This is a genomic window from Streptomyces sp. NPDC002476 (genome assembly GCF_042889785.1).
Classification (GTDB): domain Bacteria; phylum Actinomycetota; class Actinomycetes; order Streptomycetales; family Streptomycetaceae; genus Streptomyces.
This window is the reverse complement of sequence record NZ_JBIARH010000019.1, coordinates 99,142-124,251: the sequence shown is the minus strand read 5'-3', so window position 1 is coordinate 124,251 and position 25,110 is coordinate 99,142. Positions and strand designations below refer to the sequence as shown.

Genomic DNA, 25,110 nt, shown 5'->3' with positions numbered 1-25,110 from the left:
AGGGCCGATGATTTCCGGTCAATGACGATACCGGCACTTTACCTTTGCTATGCATGAAGGAATGCTGGTCCGAAATAATCCTGCGAAGCGTGGTCGGTCGCCTCTGCAAGGCCCGTGCATACCGACGGCTGAAGTCAGCACAGGTGCTCCCGAGGAAGGATTCTCTCAGCGTGTCATCCCGGAAACTCCCCCTGCTGACCACCGATCACGACGTCCGGCGCTCCCCGGAAACGTGCACATTCAAATGCGGGAACGCCTGTGCTCGCGACGCGCCGAACACCTCCGGGAACACCTATTTCGGCGAGTTATTGCGCAGGGCTCTGTCGCGCAGGGCCCTGCTCGGCTGCGGGACGCTCTCCGTGGTGTCGGCGACCGTGCCCGCGGCCCGGGCCCAGGGACCCGGACCGCGCGTACGAGGGAGGGGCGAGCGCGGATTCGTGCCGGTGCCGCCCGACAGCGGGGACCGCGTGACCGTTCCCGAAGGCTTCACCCACGAGGTGCTGATCGGCTGGGGGGACGCCGTCCTGCCGGGCGCCCCGGCCTTCGACTTCGACCACCAGGACGAGGCGGCGCAGGCCCGGCAGTTCGGGGTGAACAACGACTACTGCGCCCTCGTCCCGCTGCGCGCCGCGGGACGGTGGTTGATGGTCTCCAACCACGAGTACGCCACCGAGCCGCTCATGTTCCCCGACTGGAATCCGCAGGAGCCGACGGAGGCCCACGTGCGGACGGCCTGGATGGCCTACGGGTTGTCGGTGGTACTCGTGGAACGGGCGGACGACGGCAGGCTGAGGACCAGGGTGGACGGACGGTGGAACCGCCGCATCACCCTGCTGAGCCCCTTCGAGGTCCGCGGGCCCGCCGCCGGGTCGCCGCTGCTGCGTACCTCGGCCGATCCGGCGGGTACCCGGGTGCTGGGCACGATGGCCAACTGCTCGGGCGGCACCACCCCGTGGGGCACCGTGCTGTCGGGCGAGGAGAACGTGCACATGCCCTTCGCCCACGCCGACCAGGTGACGGACCCCCTGGTGTCGGAAGGGCTGAGGCGGTACGGGTTCCCCGAGGGGCCCTCCCTGCGCGGCTGGGAGAAGTACGACACGCGGTTCGACCTCGGTCGCGAGCCCAACGAGGCGCACCGCTTCGGCTGGATCGTCGAGGTGGACCCGCTGGAGCCCGACTCCGTGCCCGTGAAGCACACGGCTCTGGGCCGCTTCAAGCACGAGGGAGCCAACATCTCGACCGCCCCGGACGGGCGGGTCGTGGCCTACATGGGGGACGACGAACGGTTCGAGTACATATACAAATTCGTTTCCGACGGGCGCATGCGGCCGGGTGACGATCCCTCCAGCCGCGCGCACAACAAGCGTCTGCTGGACTCCGGAACCCTCTACGTCGCGCGGTTCGACGGAGACAGCCCGGCTGAGGAGATCGACGGATCCGGCCGGCTGCCGGCCGACGGGGCGTTCGACGGGACGGGGCGGTGGATTCCGCTCGCGCACAACGACCTCAGCTTCGTACCGGGCATGCGCGCGGACGAGGTGTACGTCTTCACCCGGATCGCAGCCGACCGCGCGGGGGCCACCCCTATGGACCGGCCCGAGGACGTCGAACCTCACCCCGTGACCGGGCGGGTGTACGCCTCGCTGACCAACAACGACCAGCGCGGGGCTCCCGGCCTGCCGGCTCCCGACGAGGCCAACCCGCGCTCCGGCAATCGCGACGGGCACGTCCTGGAACTGTGCGAACGCGGGGACGATCCGACGGCTGAACGCTTCGGCTGGCGGCTGCTGCTGGTCTGTGGCGACCCGGAGTCACCCGGGACGTACTACATGGGGGTCGACAAGAGCCTGGTCAGCGCGATCTCCTCGCCCGACAACCTGGCTTTCGACGACCACGGGAACCTGTGGATCGCCACCGACGCGAACGGCCGGGGCGGCCGCAACGACGGCCTGTACATGGTGCCGCTCAGCGGTCCGGAACGCGGACGGGTGCAACGGTTCCTCACGGTGCCCACGGGGGCCGAATGCTGCGGACCGGTGATCGGGCCGGATTTCGTGCTGGTCTCGGTGCAGCATCCCGGAGAGCTGCCCGACGCCAGTCCGCAGCGGCCTGCGTCCCACTGGCCGGACGGCGGGTCCGCCCAGCCCCGGGCGGCCGTCGTCGCGGTGCGCCGCAGGGACGGCGGCCCCCTCCTGGGCGGACGGCGGTAGCGCCGCGCCCCGGCAGCCACGGCGGCGCTGCCGACGGGGCACCTGCGACCGGGTGGCGCGCCCGACGGACCGGCGAATCAGGTTGCTTTCGCGCCATCATCGAATCATCGTCGCCAATCATGTCCGGCCCACTTGCGGACCCTCCCCCGCAGGAAATTATGGTTCAGTAGCAATCCGCCCGGCCCTGTGGTCACCGGCGGACGACCGATCGGAATGCCCGCCCGAGGGACCGTTTTTCCCTCCGGGGGTGAACAGCCATTTTTCTCCCCTGTCACCGCACCGAACTTTCCGGTGCGAAATCCCTTTACCGAACGGGCTTCAGGCAGCATTCTCCACAATCAGTGAGTGGGTGACAGTGCAGTCGTCTGTGAACTTTTCCCCGGCAGCCGATTTCTACGACAAGACGCGTGGAGGTGAGGCACGCGGCCGAAGGATCGCGCCGGCCATCGCCGAACGCACGGCGAAGGACCGCCTGATCCTCGACGCGGGCATGGGCACCGGCGTGGTGGCCCTGGCACTCACCGACCTCGGGTACTCCGTGGTGGGGATCGACCTGTCGCACTCCATGCTCACGAAGGCCGTGAGCCGCGTCGGGCAGACGGCCGCGGCGGCCTCGCTGACCGCGCTGCCGCTCCCGGCCGGATCCTTCTCGCAGGTGTACAGCGTGTGGGTGACCCACGTCGTGGGCGACCTGCGCAAGGGACTGCAGGAGGTCCACCGCGTGCTGGAGCCGGGTGGGCGTTACGTGGTGATCCCCGGCATGATCCTCTTCGACGACCACCCGGTCAGCAGGATCATGGAGGAGATCCAGTCACGCACGGCGGAGGCGGACGACCGGGCCCAGCGCATCGTGCCGCTGGCCGAGTCGGTGGGCTTCACCGCCGTGGAGGTGGGGGAACTGGACGCGGCGACCCACGAACACAGCCCGGAACAGATCGCCTCCGGACTCGAACAGCGCATGCTCTACCACTTGTGGGCCGTGGACGACGCGGTCTTCGAGGAGAAAGTGGCTCCCCTGGTGAGGAAGTTGCGGGCGCTGCCGGACCCGGACCGCCCGGTGAAGCGGCAGACCCGGCGGCAGATCATCGTTCTCGAGAAGCGGGGGTGAGCGTGTCCGGGGACCACAGCATCGACCTGGCCGCCGAGGTGGCCGGAGCGCCGCTCATCGCCATGCTCACCGAACCGGATTCCCCGGCCGTCCCGGCCGTGACCGATGAACTGGGCAAGGCGGGTGTGAGGGCCGTGGAGATCACGCTCACCTCCCCCGACGCGCTCGACGCCGTCCGGCGCAGTGTGGCCACGGGCGCCGCGCTGGTGGGCGCCGGGACCGTACGGGACCGCGAGACCGCCCGGCGTGCCGTGGGCGCCGGCGCGCACTACCTCCTCACCCCCGGCGTGCTTCCGGAGGTGCTCGACGAGGCCCGGGTGCTGGGGGTGCCCGTGGTGTGCGGTGCGTTCACCACGACCGAGGTCATGGAGGCGTGGCGGCTCGGCGCCGCGCTGGTCAAGCTCTTCCCCGCACGGCTGGGCGGACCGGCATATCTGGCCTCGCTCACCATGGCGTTCGGGGACATTCCTATCGTTCCGACCGGCGGGATCACCGCCGACGACCTGGGCGACTACTTCACCGCGGGGGCGCACGCCGCGGCGCTCGGCCGGCCCCTCGTGGGTGACGCGCTGCATGGCGGGAACCTCGCCGACGTGCGGCACCGGGCCACCGATCTCCTGGACCGAGTCCGGACCGCCCGGCGCTGAGCGCCCGCCGGCCCCGCCGTCCTGGCGTCCGCTGTTCCCCGCAGCACGCCGCTCAGCCGTTCCTCACGAAAGGGAGACCCTTGGGCCTGGACCGTTCCTTCGCACTCGACCGCAAGGCCGAGCAGATCGACGCTCTGGCAGCCAAACGGAAGAAAGTGATCGCCTCCGACCAGATGGTCGAGGGGCACTACCCGGTCTTCGCCGACCGGGCCCAAGGGGCCCACTTCTGGGACGTGGACGGCAACAGGTATCTCGACTTCTTCCTGTCCTACGGCACGGTCATCCTCGGCCACGCCGATCCGGACGTGGACGAGGCCGTGGTGCGCGAGATCCGGCGCGGTTTCGCGACCGGGCTGATGAAGCCCGTCCAGACGGAGCTCATCGAGGAACTGCTCGACATCGTGCCGGGTGCGGAAATGGGCATGCTGCTCAAGACCGGATCGGATGCCACCGCTGCGGCCGTGCGCCTGTCCCGGGCCTTCACCGGCCGGGACAGGGTGGTGCGCTGGGGCTACAACGGCTGGCACGACTGGTGCGCCCAGTGGGACCGCGGCATCCCCGCCGTCAGCCGGGCGCTGGTGGACACGTTCACCTACAACGACCTGGACTCGCTGCGGGCGGTCTTCGAGCGTCACCGCGGGGAGATCGCCTGTCTGGTGATGATGCCGTTCATGGTCGAGCGGCCTGCCGAGGGGTTCCTGCAGGGCGTGCGGGAACTGACGCGCGAACACGGCATTCTGCTGGTCTTCGACGAGATCCGCTCGGCTTTCCGGCTCGCCCTGGGCGGCGCGCAGGAGTACTACGGAATCACCGCCGATCTGGTGACGCTGAGCAAGGCATTCGCCAACGGGTACGCCATCTCGGCGCTGACCGGGCGGGCCGATGTGCTGCGCACCCTGGACACGGTACACATCTCGTCCACCTACTACGCCAACGCCGACGCCATGGCCGCCGCGTTGGCGACCGTGCGCAAGCTGCGGTCGGGCGACCACCTCAAACGGATCTGGCAGATGGGCGAGCGGCTGCAGGGCGGCCTGGGTGCGCTGGCCGAGGAGTTCGGGGCACCGGTCGACGTGGTGGGGCACCCGCCGATGCCGTTCCTGGACTTCCGCTTCGGCGACGAGGACCGCAACCAGCAGGCGAAGCGGTCCTTCTACGCGGCGACGATCCGCGAGGGCGTCTTCCTGCACCCGAACCACCACTGGTTCATCTCGGCGTCCACCACCGACGACGACATCGACACGGCGGTCGGCGCGGCCCGGCGCGGCTTCGAGGCACTTGCGGAGGGCGGCTGGCTTCCGTCGCGCCGACGGACCGAGGACGGAGCGATATGACCGACCACGAGCGGGGCGCCGGGCCTGCGGGGGACAGCGGCGCGCCCGGTGCCGGACACGGTTTCGGGATGCTGCGCCCACGCGTACGCGGCGAGGCCCACTGGGCCGAGGAGCAGGAGGTGATCGGCCCCGGTCTGCAGGCCGTGATGCTGCTGTCCCGGTTGTGCGTGGCGGAGGCGGACGGCGCCGAGATCGTGGACGTCGACGGCAACCGCGTCATCGACTTCCAGGGTGCGGGCGGTGTGAACTCCATCGGCCATGCCGAGCCGCGATTCACCACGGCCCTCGCCCAGGAGCTGACCCGCGCCACCGCCGGGGCCTTCGGCAGTCCCGCCCGGCTCGACATGGTGCGGGTGCTGCGCGAGTTCCTGCCCGAGGACCTGGACACGCTCCAGCTGTACAGCGGCGGCACGGAGGCGGTGGAGGCCGCGCTGCGCCTGGCGAAGTCCGTCACCGGAAAGCACGAATTCCTCTCCTTCTGGGGCGGGTTCCACGGCAAGACCATGGGCAGCCTGGCCCTGACCGCCGGCGCCCGCTCGGGTCTCGGGCCGCTCCCGCCCGGCTACTTCTCCGCCCCGTACGCCAACTGCTACCACTGCCCTTTCAAGTTGCGGGCGCCCGAATGCGGCTTCGCGTGTGTGGATCACGCCCGTGACGTGATCAAGGAGAACTCCACCGGGGCTCTCGCCGCGATCGTGGTGGAGCCCGTGCAGGGCAGGTCCGGCAACGTGGTGCCGCCCCGGGGCTACCTCGCGGCCCTGGGCGAGGTGGCCCGCGAGTTCGACGCGTTGCTGATCGCCGACGAGATGATGACCGGTTTCGGCCGCACCGGTGCCGCCTTCGCCTATCAGCACGAGGAGGTCCGCCCCGACGTGCTGACCGTCGGCAAGGGCATGGGCGGCGGCTACCCGGTCACCGGAGTCGTCGCCTCGGCGCAGACCATGGCGGCGGCCCCGTTCTCCGAGCCCAGTGCGAGTTCGTCCAGCTTCGGGGCGTTCCCCATGGCGTGCCGGGCGGTGGCCGCGACCACGAGCATCCTCACCGAGGACAAACTGGTCGACAACGCCGCCACCCGAGGCCGGGAGATGCTCGATCAGCTGGCCGACCTGACGGAGCTCGCCCCGCTGGTCGGCGACGTGCGCGGTGCGGGACTCGCTCTCGGCATCGAGCTGGTGGTGGACAAGCGGACCCGTGAGCCGGCGCCCAAGAGCCTGGTCCAACGCGTCTATCTGGAACTGCTGGAAGCAGGCGTCCTGGTGATGCTCGGCGGCAACACACTGCGGCTGTACCCGCCCCTCACCGTCGACCGCGCACAGGTGGAGACCGCCGTCGGCATCATCCGCGAGTCCCTGATCGGCATGGAGGGTGAGGGGTGACCGTCGCGTTCGACACCGACCGCCTGACCGTCACGGCGGCGCAGGCCGCGTCGGAGGCCGCGAAGGAATTGCTGCGCTGGCGCGGCGCCCGGCCCACCGTACGCACCAAGGAGGGCGACGCGCCGGTCAGCGACGCCGATCTGGCCGCCGAGCACCAGGCGCTGGCCATCCTGCGCATGTACACACCGGACTTCGGGATCGTCTCGGAGGAGTCCGATCCCGTCGCACCCGCCGACGGCCGGCCGACCTGGATCGTGGACCCGCTCGACGGCACGACCAACTACCTGCGCGGACTGCCCGACTACGCGGTCGCCCTGGCGCTGGTCGTGGAGGGTGTCACGCGGTTGTCCCTGATCCGGTTCCCCGAGTCCGGCACGGTGTTCCGGGCGGTGGCCGGGCAGGGCGCGTTCCGCGACGAGATGCCCCTGCGCATCGCGGACCGTCCGCCGGGCAGACCGCTGGCGGGCACCGGCTTCGGGACCGAAGGCGTGGTGCGCGGACGGCAGCGTTCGGTGGCCGACCGACTGCTCGACGCGGGTTTCGAGATACGCGAACCGGGCAGCGCCTCCACCGGGCTGTGCCGCGTGGCCTGCGGGGCGTACGACGGCTATCTGGAGTTCGGCATCGGGATCTGGGACACCGTGCCCGGTGCGCTGCTGGTCGTCGAAGCGGGAGGCGTGGTCACGGGGTGGGGTGGTGACGCCTTCACGTCCCGCCACGACAACATCGTCGCGGCGTCGCGGACCATCCACCGGGAACTGGTCGAGGCCGGGGGTTCCTGCCCGCCGGTGGCCTCGGGAGGCAAGGCATGAGCGTGAACGGGACACCCCTGACGCCGGTGCCGATCGGCCGGGACAGGTCCGTCTCGGTGGTCGTCGTCGGGTTCGGCACGGCGGGCGGCGCCCGGCTCAGCGGGTACGGATCCGTACCGGGCGTCGAGGTGGCGGCGGTCGTCGACCCGTCACCCGAGCGCCGGGCGCGGGCGGCAGGTCTCCTGCCCCACGGCCGGGTGTTCTCCTCACTGGACGAGGCGATGGCGACCGCCCCCGCGGTGGACATCGTCGACGTGTGCACGCCGCCCGCCTTCCACGGCCCGCTCACCCGGACCGCGCTCTCGGCGGGCCGTCACGTGATCTGCGAGAAACCGGTCGCGGCGCGCGGCGCCGAGGCGCGCGAGCTGACGGAGCTGGCCCGCGCCCGGGGCCGGCTGCTCTTCCCGTCGCACAACTACGGGACTTCACCCCTCATGCGGACGCTGCGCGAGGCGGTCGCCGGGAGCCCCCGCACCGGGAACGGCGGCGTGGGGCGTCTGGAATCGGCCACCTTCCGCATCCTGCGCGACCGGCACGCGCGCGGGGTCCCGGGGTACTCCCCCGACTGGCGCCGGTCTCCCGAACTGGCCGGTGGGGGAATCCTGTTGGACCACGGGACGCATTGCGTCTACATGGCGCTGCGGCTGTTCGGCCGGGCCCCCGTGAAGCTGTCCTGCACCGTGGAACGGCCGGACGGCGATCCTGCGGCGGTGGACGAGGCCGCCCGGCTGCGTCTGGACTTCGGCGACGGCCGGTGCGACATCCTGCTGAGCTGGACGAGCGACGAGCGGTCCAACCACTACGCGGTCCGCGGCTCCGCCGGGTCGGTGCGCATCGACGACGGAGAGGTGACCGGTCGCACGGCGGGGAGCGAGTGGCGGCGGTCCCTCGTCTCGCCCAACAAGGACCAGGCGCACCTGGAGTGGTTCACGCCCATGTACGAGGACTTCCGGCGGGTGCTCTCGGATCCGGGACTGTGGGGCATGTGCACGCGGGAGATCGTGGACACCGCGCGGGTCGTGGAGGCGGCCTACGCCTCGGCGGACGCGGGCGGTCGCGTGGTGGCGGTATGAGTCCGCCGGCCGCGCCCTCCCGGTGGCGTGGCGGCCGCAAGGGTGCGGTGGAGGATCCGTGGACCCCACCGCACCCCTACGGTCCCCGCCGGGGCGACGCACCGGCGGGGACGGCCTGCCGGTGCGTGCGCGGATCAGCCGCCCGCGCCGATGGCGCGGGCGAGCAGCGGGCCCTCCTCGGACAGGTTGTCGAACGTGGTGGAGCGTTCGTGGGACGCGAAGTAGTGGCAGATCACCCGGTCGTCGATGGCGGGCAGCCATTCCAGGCGGCCGGAGCGGTACGGCTCTCCCAGGTTCCGCGTCCGCCCCCCGCCGAGCCGCCCTCCGAGCAGCGAGTACGACATCTGGGTGACGTAGCGCGGCGCGAAGCTGATCTCGCGGGGCAGCGCGCGCAGGGTGCGCTCCAGGAAGTCCGCGTCGAAGAAGGCGGCGGAGTCGACGGCGGCGAAGCCGCAGCACATGTACGGAACGTAGGGGGTGCCCGGCAGGTGGTCCGCTATCCAGTGCACGCCCTGGGGCTCCCACCCGAACTCGGGCGAATAGAGAAAGGCGGGACGCTCGTCCGACGCGGCCGTCGCCCAGTCGACGAGGGCGCGCGGACGGGACAGGAACACCACGTCGCTGTCCATGCTCACGACCGACGGCGCGCGGCTCAGCAGGTAGTAGTCGACGAGCTGGAGGATACGGACGTTGTTGCGGCGCACCGCGGCGAGCGTGGGGTGGTCCGCGAGCAGTTCCTCCACGCGCCGGTCCGCTTCGGCGCGCCCGAGGATCCGGGCGTCGGGCACGTGCCGGCGCAGCCGGGCCGTGTCGCGCGGGGTGAGCGTGCCGTCGTCGTGCACCACGGGCGTCACCTCGGGCCAGAAACGTGCCAGCGACTTGGCGGCGAAGAGGTAGAGCGGCACATGGTCGGAGGAGACCAGGCTGTGCACCTCCACTCCGTGCTCGCCCGTGAATCGGGGGGTCTGCGTGGCCAGCAGCCGTCGGGTGAGGGCGAACACGTCCTGCGCGTCACCGGCACTGACGGCTCCGGACTGACTCATGCGGGTCTCCTTGACCGAAGGGCAAATGTGAACGAACACCATGATTATCAGCAAATCGCCTTATCCGTAGAGGGGTTGGGACCGGACGACCGGAACTGGCTCTTCTTCACCCCGCACGAGGCGGACGTGGTCCGTGAGGCCATGGCGCTGCTCGTCCCAGGCCCCGCCGACGCGCCGGGCGAGCCCGGCCCCGGGGCACGTGAAGCGGACGCCGTCCGGTACGCCGACCAGCTGCTCGGCGCGTTCACCGTCGAGCCGCCCCTCGTGTACGCCTCCGGCCGCCCCGACGGCTCGTTCCTCCCCCTCACCCCCGCCCAGCGAAGGGGATGGCGCCGCCGGGTCTCGGACCTGCGCCGCGCCTACCGCACGGGCGTGACGGTTCTGGACCGCCTGGCGAGGGGCGACTTCGCCTCCGCCCCGCCCGCATCGCGGCACCGGGCCCTGCGCGACGCCGAGGCGGCCGTCTTCCGCGACCAGCTCTTCGACCACGCCGTCGAGGGAACCTACGGCGCCCCCGCCTACCGGGGCCGGTCCGCCCCGGCGAGCCCCGTCCTGCTCGGACTTCCGGCGCCCCGGGGCGCCGAGACGGCCACGACGCCCGCCGGACCGCCACGGACGAACGCGCCCGAGGCGACGGACCGGCCCGAGGACGTGGAGCCGTACGCCGGCGAGGGGCCCGATCCCGTCGCCGCCCTCGCCCGGCACTTCGCCACGGCCGCACGGCTGATCGCGTCGTCGGGGGGCTACGGTGGCTGAGCGCGCGGTGGTCGTGGGCAGCGGCCCGGGCGGATCGACGGCAGCGATGGTGCTCGCCGAAGCGGGCTGGGACGTCACCGTCCTGGAGCGCGGCCCCAACCACTTCGAGGACCTCTCGGCCCCGGCTCCGCGCCACGTCTTCTCCGCCGACGAGATCAAGGGCCCGGTCCGCGGCTTCGAATACCCGGACCCGCTCGCCGAGCCCCGCGTCTACCACGACCGGGCCTTCCCCGGGCAGCCCGTCACCGGGTTCGTCAACGCCCTGCCGGCGGCCGTCGGCGGCGGCTCGGTGCACTGGGACGCCAAGACGCCCCGGCTGTGGGACCTCGACTTCGCCAAGCATTCCGCGCTGGGCCCGCTGCCGGGCTGCGACGTCGTGGACTGGCCGTTCGACTACGCGGAGATCGCTCCCTACTACGACGAGGCCGAGGCACTTCTGGGTGTGCAGGGCGACCGTGCCGCCCTGCCCGAGACGACCTTGCGCCACGCCCCGCGTTCCCGGGACTTCCCGATGCCGCCGGGGCCGGACCAGACGTCATCGGTGCGCGTGGCCGAAGCCGCGCGGACACTGGATCTGCACCCCTACCCGATGCCGATGGCCGCCAACTCCCGTCCCTACGACGGGCGGCCCGCCTGCACCGACTGCGGCGCGTGCTGCGGCTACGGCTGCCCCAACCTCTCCCGCGGCAGCGCCCTGACGGCGCTGCGCCGCGCGGTCCTGGCGGGCGCCGAGGTACTGCCGCTGGCAACGGCCGTGCAGGTGCGGCACACGGGGCGCAGGGCACGCGCGGTGGTGTACGCGGATGCCGAGGGCGTCCGGACAGAACTGCCCGCCGACCGGGTGGTGCTCGCGGGGTCCGCGGTGGAGAGCTGCCGACTGGCCCTGCTGTCGGAGCTGCCCGATCCGTCCGGGCTGCTGGGGCGCCACCTGATGTTCCATTGGTACTCGGTCGCCTACGGGCTGTTCCTCGGGGAGCGGGTGCGCAGCCCGAGGGGCCGGAACATCACCCACGCCCTGGACGACTTCGCCGACCCGGACTGCCCCGGCGCGCGCGAGGCCGCACGCGCGGCGGGGCTGCCGTATCTGCGGGGTGGCGTGGTCGAACTCGGGGGCGGGCAGCCCGGCCCCGTCCAGGAGGGCCTTCTCTACCGGCGGCTCCTGCCGGAACTGACGGACGTGCCCTACGGCCGGGCCTTCCAACGGCTGATGCGCGAGAGCCCCCTGCGGGACCGGTTGCTCGGGGTGCAGATGCACGGGGAGGACGTCTCCCAGCGGGAGAACCGCGTCGGCCTCGATCCGGTCGTCCGGGACTGGCTCGGGCTACCGGTGCCCCGCGTCTCGTGGGCCCCGCACGTCCACGAGACCGCGGCCCAGCGCTTCTACCTGCCGAGGCTGGCCGCGCTGCTGGAGGCAGCGGGCGCGGACGCGGTGGCCGCGGTGCCGGAGACGCGCTCGCGGGCCTTTCCCGGTGAACCCGGCACCGTGCCCGGCAACTTCCACACCCTCGGGGGACTGCGGATGAGCCACGGCCCTCGCACGGGGGTGACCGACGGCGTGGGCCGGATGCACGCGCTGGACAACGTCTTCGTCGCCGACGGCGGCCTCTTCCCCACCTCCGGGGCGCACAACCCGACTCTGACGATCACCGCCACCGTGCTGCGCAACACCAGGAGGACGACGTGAGCGACACGACCGCCGAGGACATCCGTCCCTACGCCTTCGACCCCGCCGCCGCACTGGGCTGGAAGAACATCGGCCTGGACGGGCTGGGGTGCTTCATGCGCTCGGTCGAGGCCGTACTGCTGCACCGGGGTTACGGCGCAGACGCGGTGGCACGCGGCCTCGCCGTACCGCTCGACCTGGTGCGGCGCGGGGAGTGGTACGGGCCGATGAGCGAATTCCCGGCGTGCGCGGTCCGTTGGCACCTGACCGGGATCGGATCGGGCCGGATCCACTGGCCGCGCGTCGCCGAACTGGTCGGTTCCGGGACACCGGTGGTGCTGATGCCGGACGGTCACCACTGGCCGGGCGACGACCACGAGGGCAAGGAGCACTACCACCACCACATGGTGCTGGCCCACCGGATCGACGGCCGGGGGCTGCATGTCCTGGACACCGACGCCCCGGCCGAGGACGGCCATCGGCGGGTCCTGCCCGTCACCGGCGCACTGCGCGAGGCGTGCACCCGGTACGCGGTCGTGGAGCGGATCGCGCCGCCGGACGCCCGGCGCCCCGAGGAGGCGGCCGCCGCACTGGTGCCGCCCTCCCTGGTCCCGCTCGGCGAGGACGTCGCCGAACTGCGCGCGTTCCACGGCGAGGTGTGGTCGGGGGCGCGCCTGCCCCTGCTGCTGGCGAAGGGGATGGACGTATGGGTGCTCGGGGACGTGCAGCCGCAGCTCTTCCTGTTGGGACACGCCCTGGCCGGTGCCGAGGAGCCGCGCACCGTCGCGGTGTCCCGTGCGGCGCTCGCGGCGGCGGGCCGGGCCCAGAAGCTGGGCCTGCTGCTGCTGGGGCTGCACCGCTACCGCTCGGAGGGCGTCTACGCGATGGCCCATGAGGAGATCGCCACGCTGGCGAACGCGCTGGAGGCACTGCTGGAGGCGATGTGCCGGCACGCCGGGACAGGGCGCCCGTACGCCGAGGGGGACGGCACCCGTCTCGCACGGCGCCTGCGGGGCGAGGCCGAGTGGTGTTTCGGGGAGGGCAGGCCGCTGCCCGAGCTGTCCTTCGCCTGAGCCCCCACGGGCACGGGAAGCCGCCCGGAAAAACTTGAGAAAACCGGAAAACCCTGCGGACAATCGCCCGGAATGGGCCTGCCCGCAGGGTCGGAAAACTATTCCCTGAATAGGGGAGAAAAATACCGACCACAATTTTCGAAATATTTGACAGTCTTGATCGATGGTTTTAGCGTGTGGCCCGGATTTCGCGTCGCCGCACGTTAGGGCACGGCAAACAGAGGGGTGGGCTTGCAGATGAGCAGCGTAGACAGTCTCGGATCCACGGACCGCACGGAACTGTTCGACGAGGTGCGCACGATTCTCGTCGAACAGTGCGAGACCCCGCCGGAGGTCGCCGGAAAACTCACCGAGAACGACCCGATGAGCCGACTCGGGCTCGATTCCATCACGCTTGCCTATGTCTTCACCCACTTCGAGCAGAAGCACGATCTGACCTTCGAGAACGACGACATCGACCCCCTGCGCTACACCACGGTCGGCGAGTTGCTGGACGTCCTCGCCACGCGCATCTCCGAGGCCGCCGCGGAGGCCCGGTGACCGCAAAGACCCTCGCCCCGTCCGGCGTCCTGCCGGAAGCCGGTGCCCACGCGTCGGGCCCGGACGACCGGCTGCTCATGGACACCTTCATGTCGCAGTACCGGCTTCCGGCGGTCGCCGCCGCGGACCGTCTCGGTCTCTTCCCGACGCTCGCCCAGTCACCGGCCGACGCGGCCGGACTCGCCGCGTCACGCGGTCTGGACCAGGCCGGGACGGCGGTGGTGCTGGAATACCTCGCCGCCCTCGGATACCTGTCCGTGCACGGCGGCCGATACCACCTGACCCCGGCCGCCCGCGCCTTCCTGCTCCCGGACGGCGCCCGCTACTGGGGGCCCATGCTCGGACTCGGCTGGGACGAACGCTGCGCCGCCGTACGCGGGCTGATCACCACCGGCGCCCCCCACGGCTACCGGGGCAAGGACATCTGGGAGACCCATGAACGCTCCCCCCACCACGGCGAGCAGTTCGCCCGTGCCATGCACGCGCACTCCGTCGGCCCGGCCGCCGCCCTGGCCGACCGTCTGGATCTGACGGACTGCGCCGCGCTGCTGGAGGTCGGGGGCGGCGTGGGCACTTTCGCGATGGCGCTGGCGCGCCGCAATCCGCGTCTCACGGCCACTGTCCTGGACCTGCCCGTGGTGGAGCGCGAGGCGAACCGGCTGCTGGACCGGACGGACCTCGCCGGGCGGGTCCGCCTGCGCACCGGCGACATGTTCGCCGACCCGTGGCCGGGCGGCCAGGACCGGGTGCTGTTCGCGGACGTGCTGAGCGACTGGGACGACGCACACTGCCGAGGTCTGCTGGAACGCGCCCGCGCGGCCCTGTCCGCCGACGGTCGGCTGCTCGTGCACCAGGTGCTGCCCGACGACGCGGCCCGCCGCTCCCCCACCATCACGGGCTACTCGCTCGCCCTGGCGGTCATGACCGGCGGCCGGCTGCGCACATGTCCCGAACTCGTCGCGCTGCTCGACGGCTCCGGCTTCACCGACTGCGTTGTCACGCCCGTCTACGGCCACTACTCCCTGCTCACCGCACGCCCCGCCTGACACCGGCCCGGCCCTGCCGGACCGAAGCCCACCGGACGTCCGCACCCGAACGGGAGACCACATGGACAGCCCGCCCCGCGTCACCGCCGTCATCACCAGCCGAGAGCGCTTCTCGTACGCCGAGGAGTCCCTCAAGAACTTCTTCGCCCACACCGATGTCCCCTGCCACGTCGTGTACGTCGACGTCAACTCCCCCAAGGAGCGCTGGGAACGACTGCGTCGACTGAGCGACGTGCACGGCTTCACCGCGGTGCGCGTGAACAAGTACGTCTCGCCGAACTGCGCCCGCAACATCGGACTGCGCTATGCCGAGGGCGAGTACGTGGTCTTCCTCGACAACGACGTGGAGTACACGGACAACTGGCTGGAGCCGCTGCTCGCCTGCGCCGACGAGGAGAAGGCCGCGATGGTCGGCCCGCTCTACCTGCACGGACCGCTGGAGGAGCAGACGGTCCACATGGCCGGCGGCGACATGGAGTTCTCCGGTGTCTGGGGCACGCGCGAATTCACCCAGACCCAGCGGTACTTCATGAAGCACGTCTCGGAAGTACCCGCCGAGAAGATGCGCCGCCAGGCGTGCGACATCATCGAGTTCCACTGCGCGCTGGTGCGCCGCTCGGTCTTCGACCAGGTCGGCGGCATGGACGAGGGGCTGCTGACCACCCGCGAGCACCTCGACTTCAGCCAGCGGGTGCTGGACGCCGGCGGCACGGTGTGGTTCGAACCGAGCTCGGTGATCACCTACCGGATGCCGCCGCCCTTCGCGCTCGCCGACCTGCCGTACTTCATGCTGCGCTGGAGCGACGCGTGGACGGCCGAGACCCTCAGGCATTTCGCCACCAAGTACGGCATCAGGCCCAGTTACGTGGAGCGGGTCGTCAAGAACCGCAAGGGCCGGCAATGGCTGCTGTTCGAACAGATCAAGGAATACCTGCCCGACGCACTCGGCCCGGCCGGCACCAAGGCCGTCAAACGGATCTTCCAGAAAGTGGAACCGGTCGGCAACCGCCTGCTGGTGGAACTCCTGACCTTCCGTGAGCCCCCGCTGCGCTGGCAGGTCCACCGGGGCGGCGAGAGCCTCGCCCCCGAGCCGGCCGCGGCGGGCGCCGCCCTGTGAACGCCCGCTCCCCGTCCGGGCCTCGCATCGTGGTGGTGACCGGCATCCCCGGCAGCGGCAAGTCCACCGTGGGCACGCTGCTGGCACGCCGGTTCGACCCCTCCGTGCTGATCGAGGGCGACGTGCTGCGCCGCATGGTGGTCACCGGCCGTGCGGAAATGTCCCCCGACCCGTCGCCGCAGGCGCTGCGCCAGTACGAACTGCGCCTGCGGCACCTGGCCATGCTGACCCGTTCGTACGCCGCGGAGGGCTTCACCGTGATCGCCGAGGACAACCTGCTGGGCGAACACCTGGAACGGTTCATCGGCATGCTCGGCGACGTCCGCCCCTGCCATGTGGTGGTGCTGGCCCCGCGGCCGGAGACCGTCCTGTGCCGGGACGCGGGCCGCGCCCACCAGGCGTACGACGGACAGGGCTGGGGGGCACGCGAACTGGACGAGGTGTTCCGCCGCGACACCGCGCGCATCGGCTTGTGGCTGGACACGACCGGCCAGAAGGAGGAGGAAACCGTCCGGGACATCCTGGACCGCCTCGACGAGAGCGCGCTGTCATGACCGGTGCGACCCCCGCCCCGTCGCCGCGCTCCGGGACGCGGGCGGACCCCGGCGCCACGGTCCCGGGCGGCCGGGAAGTCTGCGTGTACCAGGCGCTGGTGACTCCCGAGGCCGTCCGCCGCTGTGCCGGGCTCCTCGACGCCGCCGAGCGCGAACGGGCCGGCCTGCTGGCGAAGCGGGCCGCCGCCCGGTTCACCGTGGCGCGCGGACTGCTGCGCTCGGCGCTGTCCGGACGTCTCGGGGTACCGCCGGGGTGCGTCGCACTCGCGGCGCGCTGCCCGGCCTGCGGAGAAGCCGGCCACGGTCCGGTGCGGCTCGCCGGGGCCGGCGGCGCGGAGTGGACCGTGTCGATCGCGCACTCGGGGATCCTGGCTGCGGTGGCGCTGGGGCGCGGGGCCGGGCCGGTGGGGGTGGACGTGGAGACCGCGGACCGCGCGGCGGAGGTCGAGACGCTGGCCCCCCGGCTGTTCGGCCCGGAGCAGAGCGGCCGGCTCACCCGGCTGTCCGCGTCGGTGCGGCAGGCCGTCCTGCTACGGGTCTGGACGAGCGCCGAGTCGTACGCGAAGGCCACCGGCACCGGACTCGGTCACGCACTGGCCCGTATGGGCGCGCGGGTCGACACCACGGGCCGGGTGACCGTGGCCGGCCCGGAGGAACTGGCGGGCTGGTCGGTGCGCACCGTCCCGGCCCGCGCCCCGGGCTACGCCGCGGCCGTGACGGTCCGGCACGGCGCACGCGTGCACACGCACGCACGTACGGATCTGACGGCCGGCACGCCGATCGGCTGAGGCACCGCCCGCCTTCCGCCGGCACGGCGGTGGTGGTTGCGCACACGAGAGGACACGGATGCGGCACACCGACGACGGCCCGGCGGCACCCGCCGCCGCGCTGGAAGACCTGGTCCGCGAGCGGCTGGCCGAACGGGTCGGCAGGGATCTGGCCCGGAGCATCGCCCGGGAGGACAAGTTCTTCGAACTCGGCATCGACTCGCTGGACATCGTGACCGTGCTGGCCACGCTGGAGCGGGAGTGCGCCGTCGAGCGGATCGCCGACGGCGAGCTGTGGGACATCGCGGACTCGGTCGGCGCCCTCGTCCGCCACCTGTCCGAGCACGGCCGGCTTCCCGGGGAGGCCCGATGAGCGCCCCCTCCTCCGTCGTCGTGACCGGACTCGGGGTGCTCTCGCCCGGTGGCGCCGGCGTCGACGCCCTGTGGCGGGCGTGCGCGGGCGGCGAGGTCGCATTCCGGCCGGTGGAGCACTTCGACGTCTCCCGTACCGGCACGCACCTGGTCGGCCTGGTGCCCGAGGAGGCGACCGGACGCGGGGTCCCGCCGCCCGGGCACCCGGCCCGGCTGCCGTACCTGGTGCACCGGTCGACGGACGAGGCCCTGAACGATGCCGAGGCGCGCACCGGCCGGGGCCGCGTAGGCCGCACCACCCTGGTGCTGGGCACCACCGACAGCGGCGGCTTCCCGTCCGCCGCCGCCTGGCGGGCGTGGCACGAGGGACGCGCTCCGGCCGCCGGGGCCGCCTGGAGCCCGTACGCCCCTCCCGCGTGGGACGGACCGGTGGTGCAGGTGGGCAACGCCAGCGCCGCGGGCGCCACCGCTCTCGGGGTCGGCGCGGACCTGTTGCGCGACGGCCTCGCCGACCGGGTGCTGGTGTGCGGGGTGGACACCATCACGGAGACCGCCTTCCAGGGCCTGGCCTCGCTGCGCACGCTCAGCCCCGGCGGCTGCCGCCCGTTCGCCGCGCGCCGCTCCGGCATCCGGATCTCCGAGTGCGCCGCCACCGTCGTGCTGGAGCGCACTGCGGACCGACCGCTCGCCCACCTGCGCGGCTGGGGCAGCAGCAATGAGGCGAGCCAGGCCGCCCGGCCGGACTTCGAGGGGGTCGCCAAGGCGATGCGGCGGGCCCTGGCGGACGCCCGTACCCAGCCCGAGGAGATCGGATACGTGAACGCGCACGCCGCCGGCACCCGGCACGGGGACGTTGCGGAACTGCGCGCACTGGCGGACGTGTTGGGCGACCGCCTCCCCCGCATCCCCGTCGTCAGCAGCAAGGCGGCGCTCGGCCACTGCCAGGGCGCCGCAGGCACAGTGGAGGCCATCGTGACCGTACTGACCCTGCTGCGCGGAGAGGTGCTGCCGACGCTCGGCCTGCAGGACCGCGACCCGCGCTGGGACCACCTGAACCTGGGGGACGAGCAGCCCGACCGGCCCCCGCGGGCGGCGCTCACCCTCTCGTGCGGCCTGGGCGGCTCCAACGTCGCGGTGGTGTTCGGCCGTGAAGCGTGAGACCGCGCGGATCGCCGCGACCGCCGTGCGCCTGACCGAGCGGGAGTTCCCCCGCGTGCCGAGCGAGACGGCAGACCTCCCCCGGATGCCACTCGCCGTGCGCGACGTGCTGGGCCCCGAGCTCCTTGCCACCGCACAGGAGGCGCTGGCCGCCGCGGGCATCGCCCCCGACGAGGCGCACGCACTGGGCTGTGTCACCGCCTCCCGCCGCGCCACCTCCGCCACCTCCGCGTACATCGCCGAGGTCCTGGACTCCCACGGCCCCCGCTGGCTCGCTCCGGAGTGCTTCCTGCACTACTCGGCCCACTCGCTGACCGGGCGGCTGTGCATCGAGCTCGGCCTGGACGGCACCGCGGTCACCCTGACCGGAGCGTCCAGCGGGGTCGACGCCCTGGGGTACGCCGCCGCCATGATCGCATCGGGCCGGCTGCGCCGGGTCCTGGTGGCCGCCGCGCACTGGCCGCCGCCCGAAGATCCTCGGGACACCGGACCGGTACGCCTGCGCACCGCCGCCGTGGTGCTGGACGGTGCCGGCGGCTGGGGGGACGTCGGCGGCTGGCACCCGGGCGGCAGCCACCCCGCCGTGCGGGACGCGAACGACGCGGACCACGAACGGACCGACCCCAGCGAGGCATTCGCCGCCCTGGCCGACTGGCACCACCGACGTCCCGCCGAGCCTGCCGAGCTTCGCGGGGGCGGCTCGCTCCTCGTCCTCCGCCCGGGAGGCACCGCATGAGCGCGGTCGTGCCTCACGACACCCTGCCGGGCCTGCTCGCGGCACGGGCCGCGGCCACGCCTGCGCGGCCCGCGGTGGAGCACCGGGGCACCACCGTCACATGGGCCGGGCTCGCCGGCCGGGTGCGGCGTGCCAGGGCCCGGCTGCGCCGGGGCGGTCAGGCGCCCGGGGCCCGGGTCGGGATACTGGCGCGCAATGATCCCGACACGCTCGTCGCGCTGCTGGCGGCGACCGCCGAGGGACGAGAGGTCGTCCTGTACGACGGCCGGGCGACAGCCGCCGAACGGGACCAGGTGGCGGCGCTGGCCGGGCTGGCCGGATGGCACACGCCGTCGACCGCCGACCACGCGGACGGCCCCGTCGGCGCCGAGGCGCCCGCGTCCGGCGGGCCGGCACCGGCTCCCCATCTGGGCCTGGTGACCTCGGGCACCGGCGGACTGCCGAAAGTGGTGCGCAAGCGGTGGCACACGGCCCTCACGAACGCGGCGGACTTCGCCGCGCTCGCCGGCTACCGCGAGGGCGACCGCCTCCTGTGCACGACCCCCGTGCACCACGCCTACGCGTTCGGCGTGGCCGTGCTGCCGGCGCTGGTCACCGGCTGCACCCTGGTGCTGGCCCCGCATCCGGCCGCGCCCATGGCGCTGGCCCGGCTCCTCCGTGACAGCCGCGCCACCGTGGTGCAGAGCGTTCCGTTCCTCTACCGGGCCGTGCTCGACAGCGGCGAGCCGCCCGCACCGTCCTCCCTGCGGATCTGTGTCAGCGCCGGCGAGCCGCTGCCCTGTGCGCTGGCGGAGGACTGGCACGCCGCCACCGGCGTGCCGTTGCGCGACCAGTACGGATCCACCGAGTTCGGCCAGATCGCGTACACCACCGGTGTCCCGGGCGGACCGCTGCGCCTGCTGCCCGGTGTCACGGCCCGCCTGCGCGCCGCGGACGGCACGTGGCTCGCCGCGCCGGGCCCGGACGTCTCGGGAGAGCTGCACCTGCGCCAGGCCGGTGCCGGTCCCGTGACCTACTGGGGACTGCCCGAACTGACCGATGCCTCCCTCGTCGACGGCTGGTTCCGCACCGGTGACACCGGGCGGCTGCCCTCCCCCGGGTATGTCGTCGTGGAGGGCCGCACCACGCGGCGCATCTCGGTCGCGGGCCGCAAGGTCGACCCCGACGAGGTCCAGCGGGCCGTCCTGCGGGTGCCCGGCGTCCGCGAGTGCTGGGTCGCCGCGCCGCCCGAGGGCAGCGCCGGACACGGCGACCGGTTCGCGGCCTTCGTCGCCGTCGAGGAGGGGGTCACCGAGTCCGGCCTGCGCCGGCACGTGGCTCGCGCCCTCTCCTCGTACAAGGTCCCCACCCGTTTCCACCTGCGGGAGGCGCTGCCCCGGACCGGGACGGGAAAGGTGCACGCCGCCCGGCTGTGGCAGGAGGCCGTACAGGCCCGTGGTCAGGAGGACGCCCCGTGACGACCACCGTGCTCGACGCCGTGTCCCAGGGCCGGTACGCGCTGCTCCTGCCCGGTGCGGGATCGCAGCTCCCCTCCATGGCGCGGCGGCTGTGCCGTTCCTTCGACTGCGCGCGGGACGTGCTGGAGAGGGCGGCGAAGGCCACCGGGCTCGACCTCGTCCGCCTCTGCCGGGAGGGCAAACCCGCCGAACTCGCCACGGCGGAGATATCCCACCCCGCGATCGTCGCCACCGCGCTGGCGGCGACGGCCGCACTCCGTCGGCATCTGGGCGAGTGGTGGGCGCCGCCGGCCGTCGTCGGTGGCCACAGCCTGGGGCACTTCGCCGCCCTCGTCGAGGCGGGTGCCCTGGACTTCGACGACGCCCTGCGCCTGGTGGCCCGGCGGGCGCGGCTCATGGGTGAGCAGACGCGGGCGCGGCCCGCGCTGATGGCGTCCTTGGCAGGGGTGTCGCCCGAGCAGGTCACCGAGTGGTGCGCCGCGTGCCCTCCGGAGCACGGCGTGGTGGTGCCGGCCTGCTTCAACGGTCCGCAACAGACCGTGGTCTCCGGTGACGCGGCCGCCGTGCGCTGGGTCGGCTGTCGTGCGGGGGCGGAGGACGGCGCGCGAGTGAAGGAGCTGTCCGCCGGTGTGGCGTCGCACTCCCCGCTGATGGAACCCGTCCAGCAGGCGCTGCGGCCCGGACTGGCCGCGGTGCCGCTGTCGCCGCCGGCCGTTCCGCTCCTGCTCAACAGCACCGGACGGATCACCCGGGAGGTGGGCGCGCTGCGCACGGACCTCCTGGAACAGCTCGCCGTTCCGGTGCGGTGGAACGACGCCATGCGAGTCCTCGTCGCCTCGGGCGTCACCACCGTCCTGGACTCCGGCCCCGGCCAGGTCCTGGCACGGGCCGCCGCCCTGCACCCCGAGCTCGCCCCGGTCGCGCTGAACTTCATGCATCCGCTCGAGAAGGCGGTGCCCCTGCCGTGACCGGAGATGACCGCACGTCGGGCCGCTCCGCCCTGGTGTTCGGCGGAAGCCGGGGCATCGGCCTGGCCATCGCGCGCGCCCTGGCGGACCAGGGCCACCGGGTGACCGTCGCCGCCCGCGGTGTGACCACGGGCGGGGCGGGACCTGCGGGCTTTCCGGCGGTGCGTTGCGACGTGACCGACGCCGGCCAGGTGGACGCCGCCTTCGCCCGCACGGAGGCCCGCCAGGGGCCTGTGGAGATCGTCGTCGCGAGCGTCGGCGTCCGCGGCGACGGGCTGCTCCAGCGCACCAGCGAGACGGCCTTCCGGCAGGTGACCGACGCCAACCTCACCGGGTCCTGGCGGATCGCGCGGCGGGCGGTGTCCGCCATGACCGAGCGCGAGTGGGGCCGGCTCGTGTTCGTCTCGTCCGTCGCAGCGGTGCTCGGCACGACCGGGCAGGCCGCCTACGCGGCGGCCAAGGCCGGTCTGATCGGGCTGTCCCGCAGCGCCGCACGGGAGCTGGGTCCCCACGGTGTCACCTGCAACGTGGTCCTGCCCGGGTTCGTCGACACGGCGCTCACCTCGGACCTGCCGCCGCGCCGGCGCGCCGCGATCCTGGCCGCCACTCCACTCGGCCGGGCCGGACGCCCCGAGGAGATCGCCGCCGTCGTGGCCTTCCTGGCCTCCGAGCCGGCCGGTTACGTCACCGGCGCCGTCATCCCCGCCGACGGGGGGCTGGCCATGGGTCACTGAGCCACCACCCGCCCCCTTCCGGCATCCCGTCCGACGCCCGTCCTGGAGCCCCCATGCGCACACTGCTCGTGGACAACCACGACTCCTACAGTCACAACCTCTTCCAGCTGATCGCCCGCACGACCGGCACCGAACCCGTGGTGCTGCGCAACGACGCCGCGGCGCTGCGGTGGCTCGACCCGGAGGACTTCGACGCCCTGGTCGTCTCCCCGGGGCCCGGGCACCCGGGGCGGGACCGTGACCTCGGGCTCGCGGCAGGCCTGCTGACCGGTCCGTCGTTGCCCGTTCTCGGGGTCTGCCTGGGCCATCAGGCGATAGCCCTGGCCGCGGGCGCGCGTGTGAGCCCCGCGCCCGCGGCCCGGCACGGCCACCTCAGCACGATCAGACATCTGGGCGACGGGCTGTTCTCCCTCGTCCCCCAGGACTTCACCGGCGTCCGCTACCACTCGCTCGCGGTGCAGGAACCGCTTCCGGAGGTGCTGCAGGCCACGGCATGGGCCGAGGACGGTGTCGTGATGGGCGTGCGCCATCGGTCGCTGCCGCGCTGGGGCGTGCAATTCCATCCGGAATCGGTGGCCACGGAGTACGGCGAGCGGCTCATCGCCAACTTCGCGCGGCTGGTCCGCGCCCATCACAGGTCGCGCCCCTCGCGCCCCTCGATGGGTCACCGCAGGAGCCCGGCCGAGCCGTCGGGCGTGGGCGGCGGCCGGGCGGGGTCCGCCGATCGCGCGGTCGGTCACGGACGGGGCAGCACGCGACATGCCGGGGTTTCCCCGGAATCGCCGATGCCGTCCGCCCCGGGTCCGGCACCCACGGCGGCCGTTCGCCCCCCGTTCCGTCTGCACGTGCGCAAGCTGCCCCTGGCGCCTGACACCGAGAAGTTGTTCCGTTCGTTGTTCGCCCGTGCAAGCCACTCCTTCTGGCTGGACAGTTCACGGGTGGAGTCCGGACTCGCACGCTTCTCCTTCCTGGGGGACGCCGAGGGACCCCTCGCGGAGATCGTGCGCTACCGCGCGGGTTCCGGCCACGTGGAGGTGACGGACCGCGGCGGCACGACCACCGTGCCCGGCACCGTCTTCGACCACTTGCGCGCGCAATTGGCCCGACGCCGTGTCGAAGCGCCCGCACTGCCCTTCGACTTCACGTGCGGGTATGTCGGCTGGTTCGGCTATGAACTGCGCGCCGACTGCGGTTCGCCGCTGACACGGACCTCGGCGGGGGACGACGCCGCCTGGATATTCGCCGACCGGCTGGTCGCCGTGGACCACGAGCGCGGGGAAACGTACCTGCTGTGTCTGGCGCGCGACGACGGGACGGACGGGGCACGCGCCGAGGCATGGCTGCGGCGGACGGGTGCGCGTCTCACCGCCCTGCCGCCGGACGGCGGTCCACCGGCGCCGCCGTCCGGCGGCTTCCCCGTGATCCGGCCGTCCCGCGGCGAGGAGCGGTACCTGGCGGACATCCGGCGCTGCCAGGCGGAACTGCGCGCGGGCGAGAGCTACGAGATCTGTCTGACCGACACGGTGCACGTGCCCGTGGACACGGACGGGCTGTCCGCGCACGCCGTCTTGCGACGGCTCAACCCGGCGCCGTACGCCGCGTTCCTGCACTTCGGTGACATCGAGGCGGTCTGTTCCTCCCCGGAGCGCTTCCTGCGGATCGCCCCGGACGGCCGGGTGGAGAGCAAACCCATCAAGGGCACCGCGCCGCGCGCGGCGGACCCCGTCGAGGACACCCGACTGCGGGAGGCATTGACCCTCGACCCCAAGACCAGGGCCGAAAACCTGATGATCGTGGACCTGCTCCGCAACGACCTGGGACGGGTGTGCGAGATCGGCAGCGTGCACGTCCCGAGGCTGATGCACGTGGAGACCTACGCGACGGTCCATCAGCTGGTGTCCACCGTCCGCGGCACGTTGCGGCCCGGACTCGGCGCGATCGACTGCGTCCGCGCCTGCTTCCCGGGCGGCTCCATGACCGGTGCGCCCAAGCTGCGCACGATGGAGATCATCGACCGGCTGGAAGGCGCCGCGCGTGGCTTGTACTCGGGTTCGATCGGCTACCTGGGGCTGACCGGGGGCGCCGACCTGAACATCGTCATCCGTACCGCCGTCCGCTCGGGCGGCCTCTGGTCCGTGGGGGCGGGCGGGGCGATCGTCCTCGACTCCGACCCCGCCGAGGAGTACCGCGAGGTGCTCCTCAAGGCCGCCGCTCCGGTGCGAGCCCTGCTGCACGCGGCGAGCGGAACGAACGCACCCCCCGTCACCGTGCCGGCTCTCGACGTCCCCGCCCTTCCGGGCTGATCCGCCGATGTCCGGACCGGAACACCGTCACACCCGCACTCACCGAAGGAGAACACCATGCCCATCGACAGCCGCCTGCTGAACATCCTCGCCTGCCCCGTGTGCACCGCACCGCTGCGGGCCGATGACCGGGAGACCAGTCTGACCTGCGGGGAGGCGGGTTGTGGCCGCTCCTACCCGGTTGTCGGGGGCATCCCGGTGCTCATAGCCGACGAGGAACTGGCGGCCGCGTCGGTGTCCGGTTCGCTGGACAGCTGACCACG

At 72.7% G+C, this 25,110-nt stretch carries 24 protein-coding genes; 23 read left to right on the top strand and 1 reads right to left on the bottom strand.

The window, feature by feature from the left end; all coding sequences use genetic code 11:
- Positions 1–170 precede the first annotated feature (170 nt).
- From ACFYXM_RS22200 to ACFYXM_RS22170, 7 genes are all read left to right on the top strand, one after another.
- A complete protein-coding gene (locus tag ACFYXM_RS22200) occupies positions 171–2,210 on the top strand; it encodes a PhoX family protein (protein ID WP_389291638.1) in 2,040 nt (679 codons plus the stop codon).
- Between the two features lie 367 nt (positions 2,211–2,577).
- A complete protein-coding gene (locus tag ACFYXM_RS22195; RefSeq protein WP_389291636.1) occupies positions 2,578–3,318 on the top strand; it encodes a class I SAM-dependent methyltransferase in 741 nt (246 codons plus the stop codon).
- Positions 3,315–3,965, top strand: a complete 651-nt coding sequence (locus ACFYXM_RS22190) for a bifunctional 4-hydroxy-2-oxoglutarate aldolase/2-dehydro-3-deoxy-phosphogluconate aldolase (protein ID WP_389291635.1) — start codon at positions 3,315–3,317, stop codon at positions 3,963–3,965. Before ACFYXM_RS22195 ends, ACFYXM_RS22190 begins: the two co-directional genes overlap by 4 nt.
- An 80-nt stretch (positions 3,966–4,045) precedes the next feature.
- Positions 4,046–5,299, top strand: coding sequence for an aspartate aminotransferase family protein (locus tag ACFYXM_RS22185; RefSeq protein ID WP_389291634.1), 1,254 nt, complete (start codon positions 4,046–4,048; stop codon positions 5,297–5,299).
- Positions 5,296–6,675 (top strand): aspartate aminotransferase family protein, encoded by a 1,380-nt coding sequence (locus ACFYXM_RS22180; protein WP_389291632.1) that lies wholly within the window; start codon positions 5,296–5,298, stop codon positions 6,673–6,675. The genes ACFYXM_RS22185 and ACFYXM_RS22180 overlap by 4 nt, the downstream gene beginning before the upstream one ends.
- Positions 6,672–7,487: an inositol monophosphatase family protein gene (locus ACFYXM_RS22175; protein ID WP_389291630.1), complete on the top strand. Its 816-nt coding sequence runs from the start codon at positions 6,672–6,674 to the stop codon at positions 7,485–7,487. Before ACFYXM_RS22180 ends, ACFYXM_RS22175 begins: the two co-directional genes overlap by 4 nt.
- Complete coding sequence (locus ACFYXM_RS22170; RefSeq protein ID WP_389291629.1) at positions 7,484–8,560, top strand: Gfo/Idh/MocA family protein; 1,077 nt, start codon at positions 7,484–7,486, stop codon at positions 8,558–8,560. The genes ACFYXM_RS22175 and ACFYXM_RS22170 overlap by 4 nt, the downstream gene beginning before the upstream one ends.
- A 134-nt stretch (positions 8,561–8,694) precedes the next feature.
- Here ACFYXM_RS22170 and ACFYXM_RS22165 read toward each other — a convergent pair whose 3' ends face one another.
- Positions 8,695–9,603 (bottom strand): hypothetical protein, encoded by a 909-nt coding sequence (locus tag ACFYXM_RS22165; RefSeq protein ID WP_389291627.1) that lies wholly within the window; start codon positions 9,601–9,603, stop codon positions 8,695–8,697.
- 75 nt (positions 9,604–9,678) lie between these two features.
- On the opposite strand from ACFYXM_RS22165, the gene ACFYXM_RS22160 reads away from it, so the two are divergent.
- The 16 genes from ACFYXM_RS22160 to ACFYXM_RS22085 all read left to right on the top strand — a co-directional run bounded on the left by ACFYXM_RS22160 (position 9,679) and on the right by ACFYXM_RS22085 (position 25,105).
- On the top strand, positions 9,679–10,359 hold the full coding sequence (locus tag ACFYXM_RS22160) for a hypothetical protein (protein WP_389291625.1): 681 nt from the start codon (positions 9,679–9,681) through the stop codon (positions 10,357–10,359).
- Positions 10,352–12,043: a GMC oxidoreductase gene (locus ACFYXM_RS22155; RefSeq protein ID WP_389291624.1), complete on the top strand. Its 1,692-nt coding sequence runs from the start codon at positions 10,352–10,354 to the stop codon at positions 12,041–12,043. The genes ACFYXM_RS22160 and ACFYXM_RS22155 overlap by 8 nt, the downstream gene beginning before the upstream one ends.
- Entirely contained in the window at positions 12,040–13,095 is a 1,056-nt protein-coding gene (locus ACFYXM_RS22150) for a hypothetical protein (protein WP_389291622.1), read from the top strand. The genes ACFYXM_RS22155 and ACFYXM_RS22150 overlap by 4 nt, the downstream gene beginning before the upstream one ends.
- A 237-nt stretch (positions 13,096–13,332) precedes the next feature.
- Complete coding sequence (locus tag ACFYXM_RS22145; RefSeq protein ID WP_389291620.1) at positions 13,333–13,635, top strand: acyl carrier protein; 303 nt, start codon at positions 13,333–13,335, stop codon at positions 13,633–13,635.
- A complete protein-coding gene (locus ACFYXM_RS22140; RefSeq protein ID WP_389291619.1) occupies positions 13,632–14,681 on the top strand; it encodes a methyltransferase in 1,050 nt (349 codons plus the stop codon). Before ACFYXM_RS22145 ends, ACFYXM_RS22140 begins: the two co-directional genes overlap by 4 nt.
- Positions 14,682–14,742: 61 nt before the next feature.
- Positions 14,743–15,798, top strand: coding sequence for a glycosyltransferase family 2 protein (locus ACFYXM_RS22135; RefSeq protein WP_389291617.1), 1,056 nt, complete (start codon positions 14,743–14,745; stop codon positions 15,796–15,798).
- 35 nt (positions 15,799–15,833) lie between these two features.
- A complete protein-coding gene (locus tag ACFYXM_RS22130; RefSeq protein WP_389291615.1) occupies positions 15,834–16,352 on the top strand; it encodes an AAA family ATPase in 519 nt (172 codons plus the stop codon).
- A complete protein-coding gene (locus tag ACFYXM_RS22125) occupies positions 16,349–17,140 on the top strand; it encodes a 4'-phosphopantetheinyl transferase family protein (protein WP_389291613.1) in 792 nt (263 codons plus the stop codon). The genes ACFYXM_RS22130 and ACFYXM_RS22125 overlap by 4 nt, the downstream gene beginning before the upstream one ends.
- Before the next feature lie 58 nt (positions 17,141–17,198).
- On the top strand, positions 17,199–17,492 hold the full coding sequence (locus ACFYXM_RS22120) for an acyl carrier protein (RefSeq protein ID WP_335937735.1): 294 nt from the start codon (positions 17,199–17,201) through the stop codon (positions 17,490–17,492).
- Positions 17,489–18,649 (top strand): beta-ketoacyl-[acyl-carrier-protein] synthase family protein, encoded by a 1,161-nt coding sequence (locus ACFYXM_RS22115; protein ID WP_389291611.1) that lies wholly within the window; start codon positions 17,489–17,491, stop codon positions 18,647–18,649. Before ACFYXM_RS22120 ends, ACFYXM_RS22115 begins: the two co-directional genes overlap by 4 nt.
- Positions 18,639–19,385: a beta-ketoacyl synthase N-terminal-like domain-containing protein gene (locus tag ACFYXM_RS22110; RefSeq protein ID WP_389291609.1), complete on the top strand. Its 747-nt coding sequence runs from the start codon at positions 18,639–18,641 to the stop codon at positions 19,383–19,385. The genes ACFYXM_RS22115 and ACFYXM_RS22110 overlap by 11 nt, the downstream gene beginning before the upstream one ends.
- Positions 19,382–20,842 (top strand): class I adenylate-forming enzyme family protein, encoded by a 1,461-nt coding sequence (locus ACFYXM_RS22105; protein ID WP_389291608.1) that lies wholly within the window; start codon positions 19,382–19,384, stop codon positions 20,840–20,842. Before ACFYXM_RS22110 ends, ACFYXM_RS22105 begins: the two co-directional genes overlap by 4 nt.
- Positions 20,839–21,810 carry an ACP S-malonyltransferase gene (locus tag ACFYXM_RS22100; RefSeq protein ID WP_389291606.1) on the top strand — a complete coding sequence of 324 codons (972 nt, stop codon included), beginning with the start codon at positions 20,839–20,841 and terminating at the stop codon, positions 21,808–21,810. Before ACFYXM_RS22105 ends, ACFYXM_RS22100 begins: the two co-directional genes overlap by 4 nt.
- Complete coding sequence (locus ACFYXM_RS22095) at positions 21,807–22,544, top strand: SDR family oxidoreductase (protein ID WP_389291604.1); 738 nt, start codon at positions 21,807–21,809, stop codon at positions 22,542–22,544. The genes ACFYXM_RS22100 and ACFYXM_RS22095 overlap by 4 nt, the downstream gene beginning before the upstream one ends.
- Before the next feature lie 53 nt (positions 22,545–22,597).
- Positions 22,598–24,847, top strand: a complete 2,250-nt coding sequence (pabB, locus tag ACFYXM_RS22090) for an aminodeoxychorismate synthase component I (protein ID WP_389291603.1) — start codon at positions 22,598–22,600, stop codon at positions 24,845–24,847.
- A 57-nt stretch (positions 24,848–24,904) separates the two neighbouring features.
- A complete protein-coding gene (locus ACFYXM_RS22085; protein ID WP_389291602.1) occupies positions 24,905–25,105 on the top strand; it encodes a Trm112 family protein in 201 nt (66 codons plus the stop codon).
- Positions 25,106–25,110 lie beyond the last annotated feature (5 nt).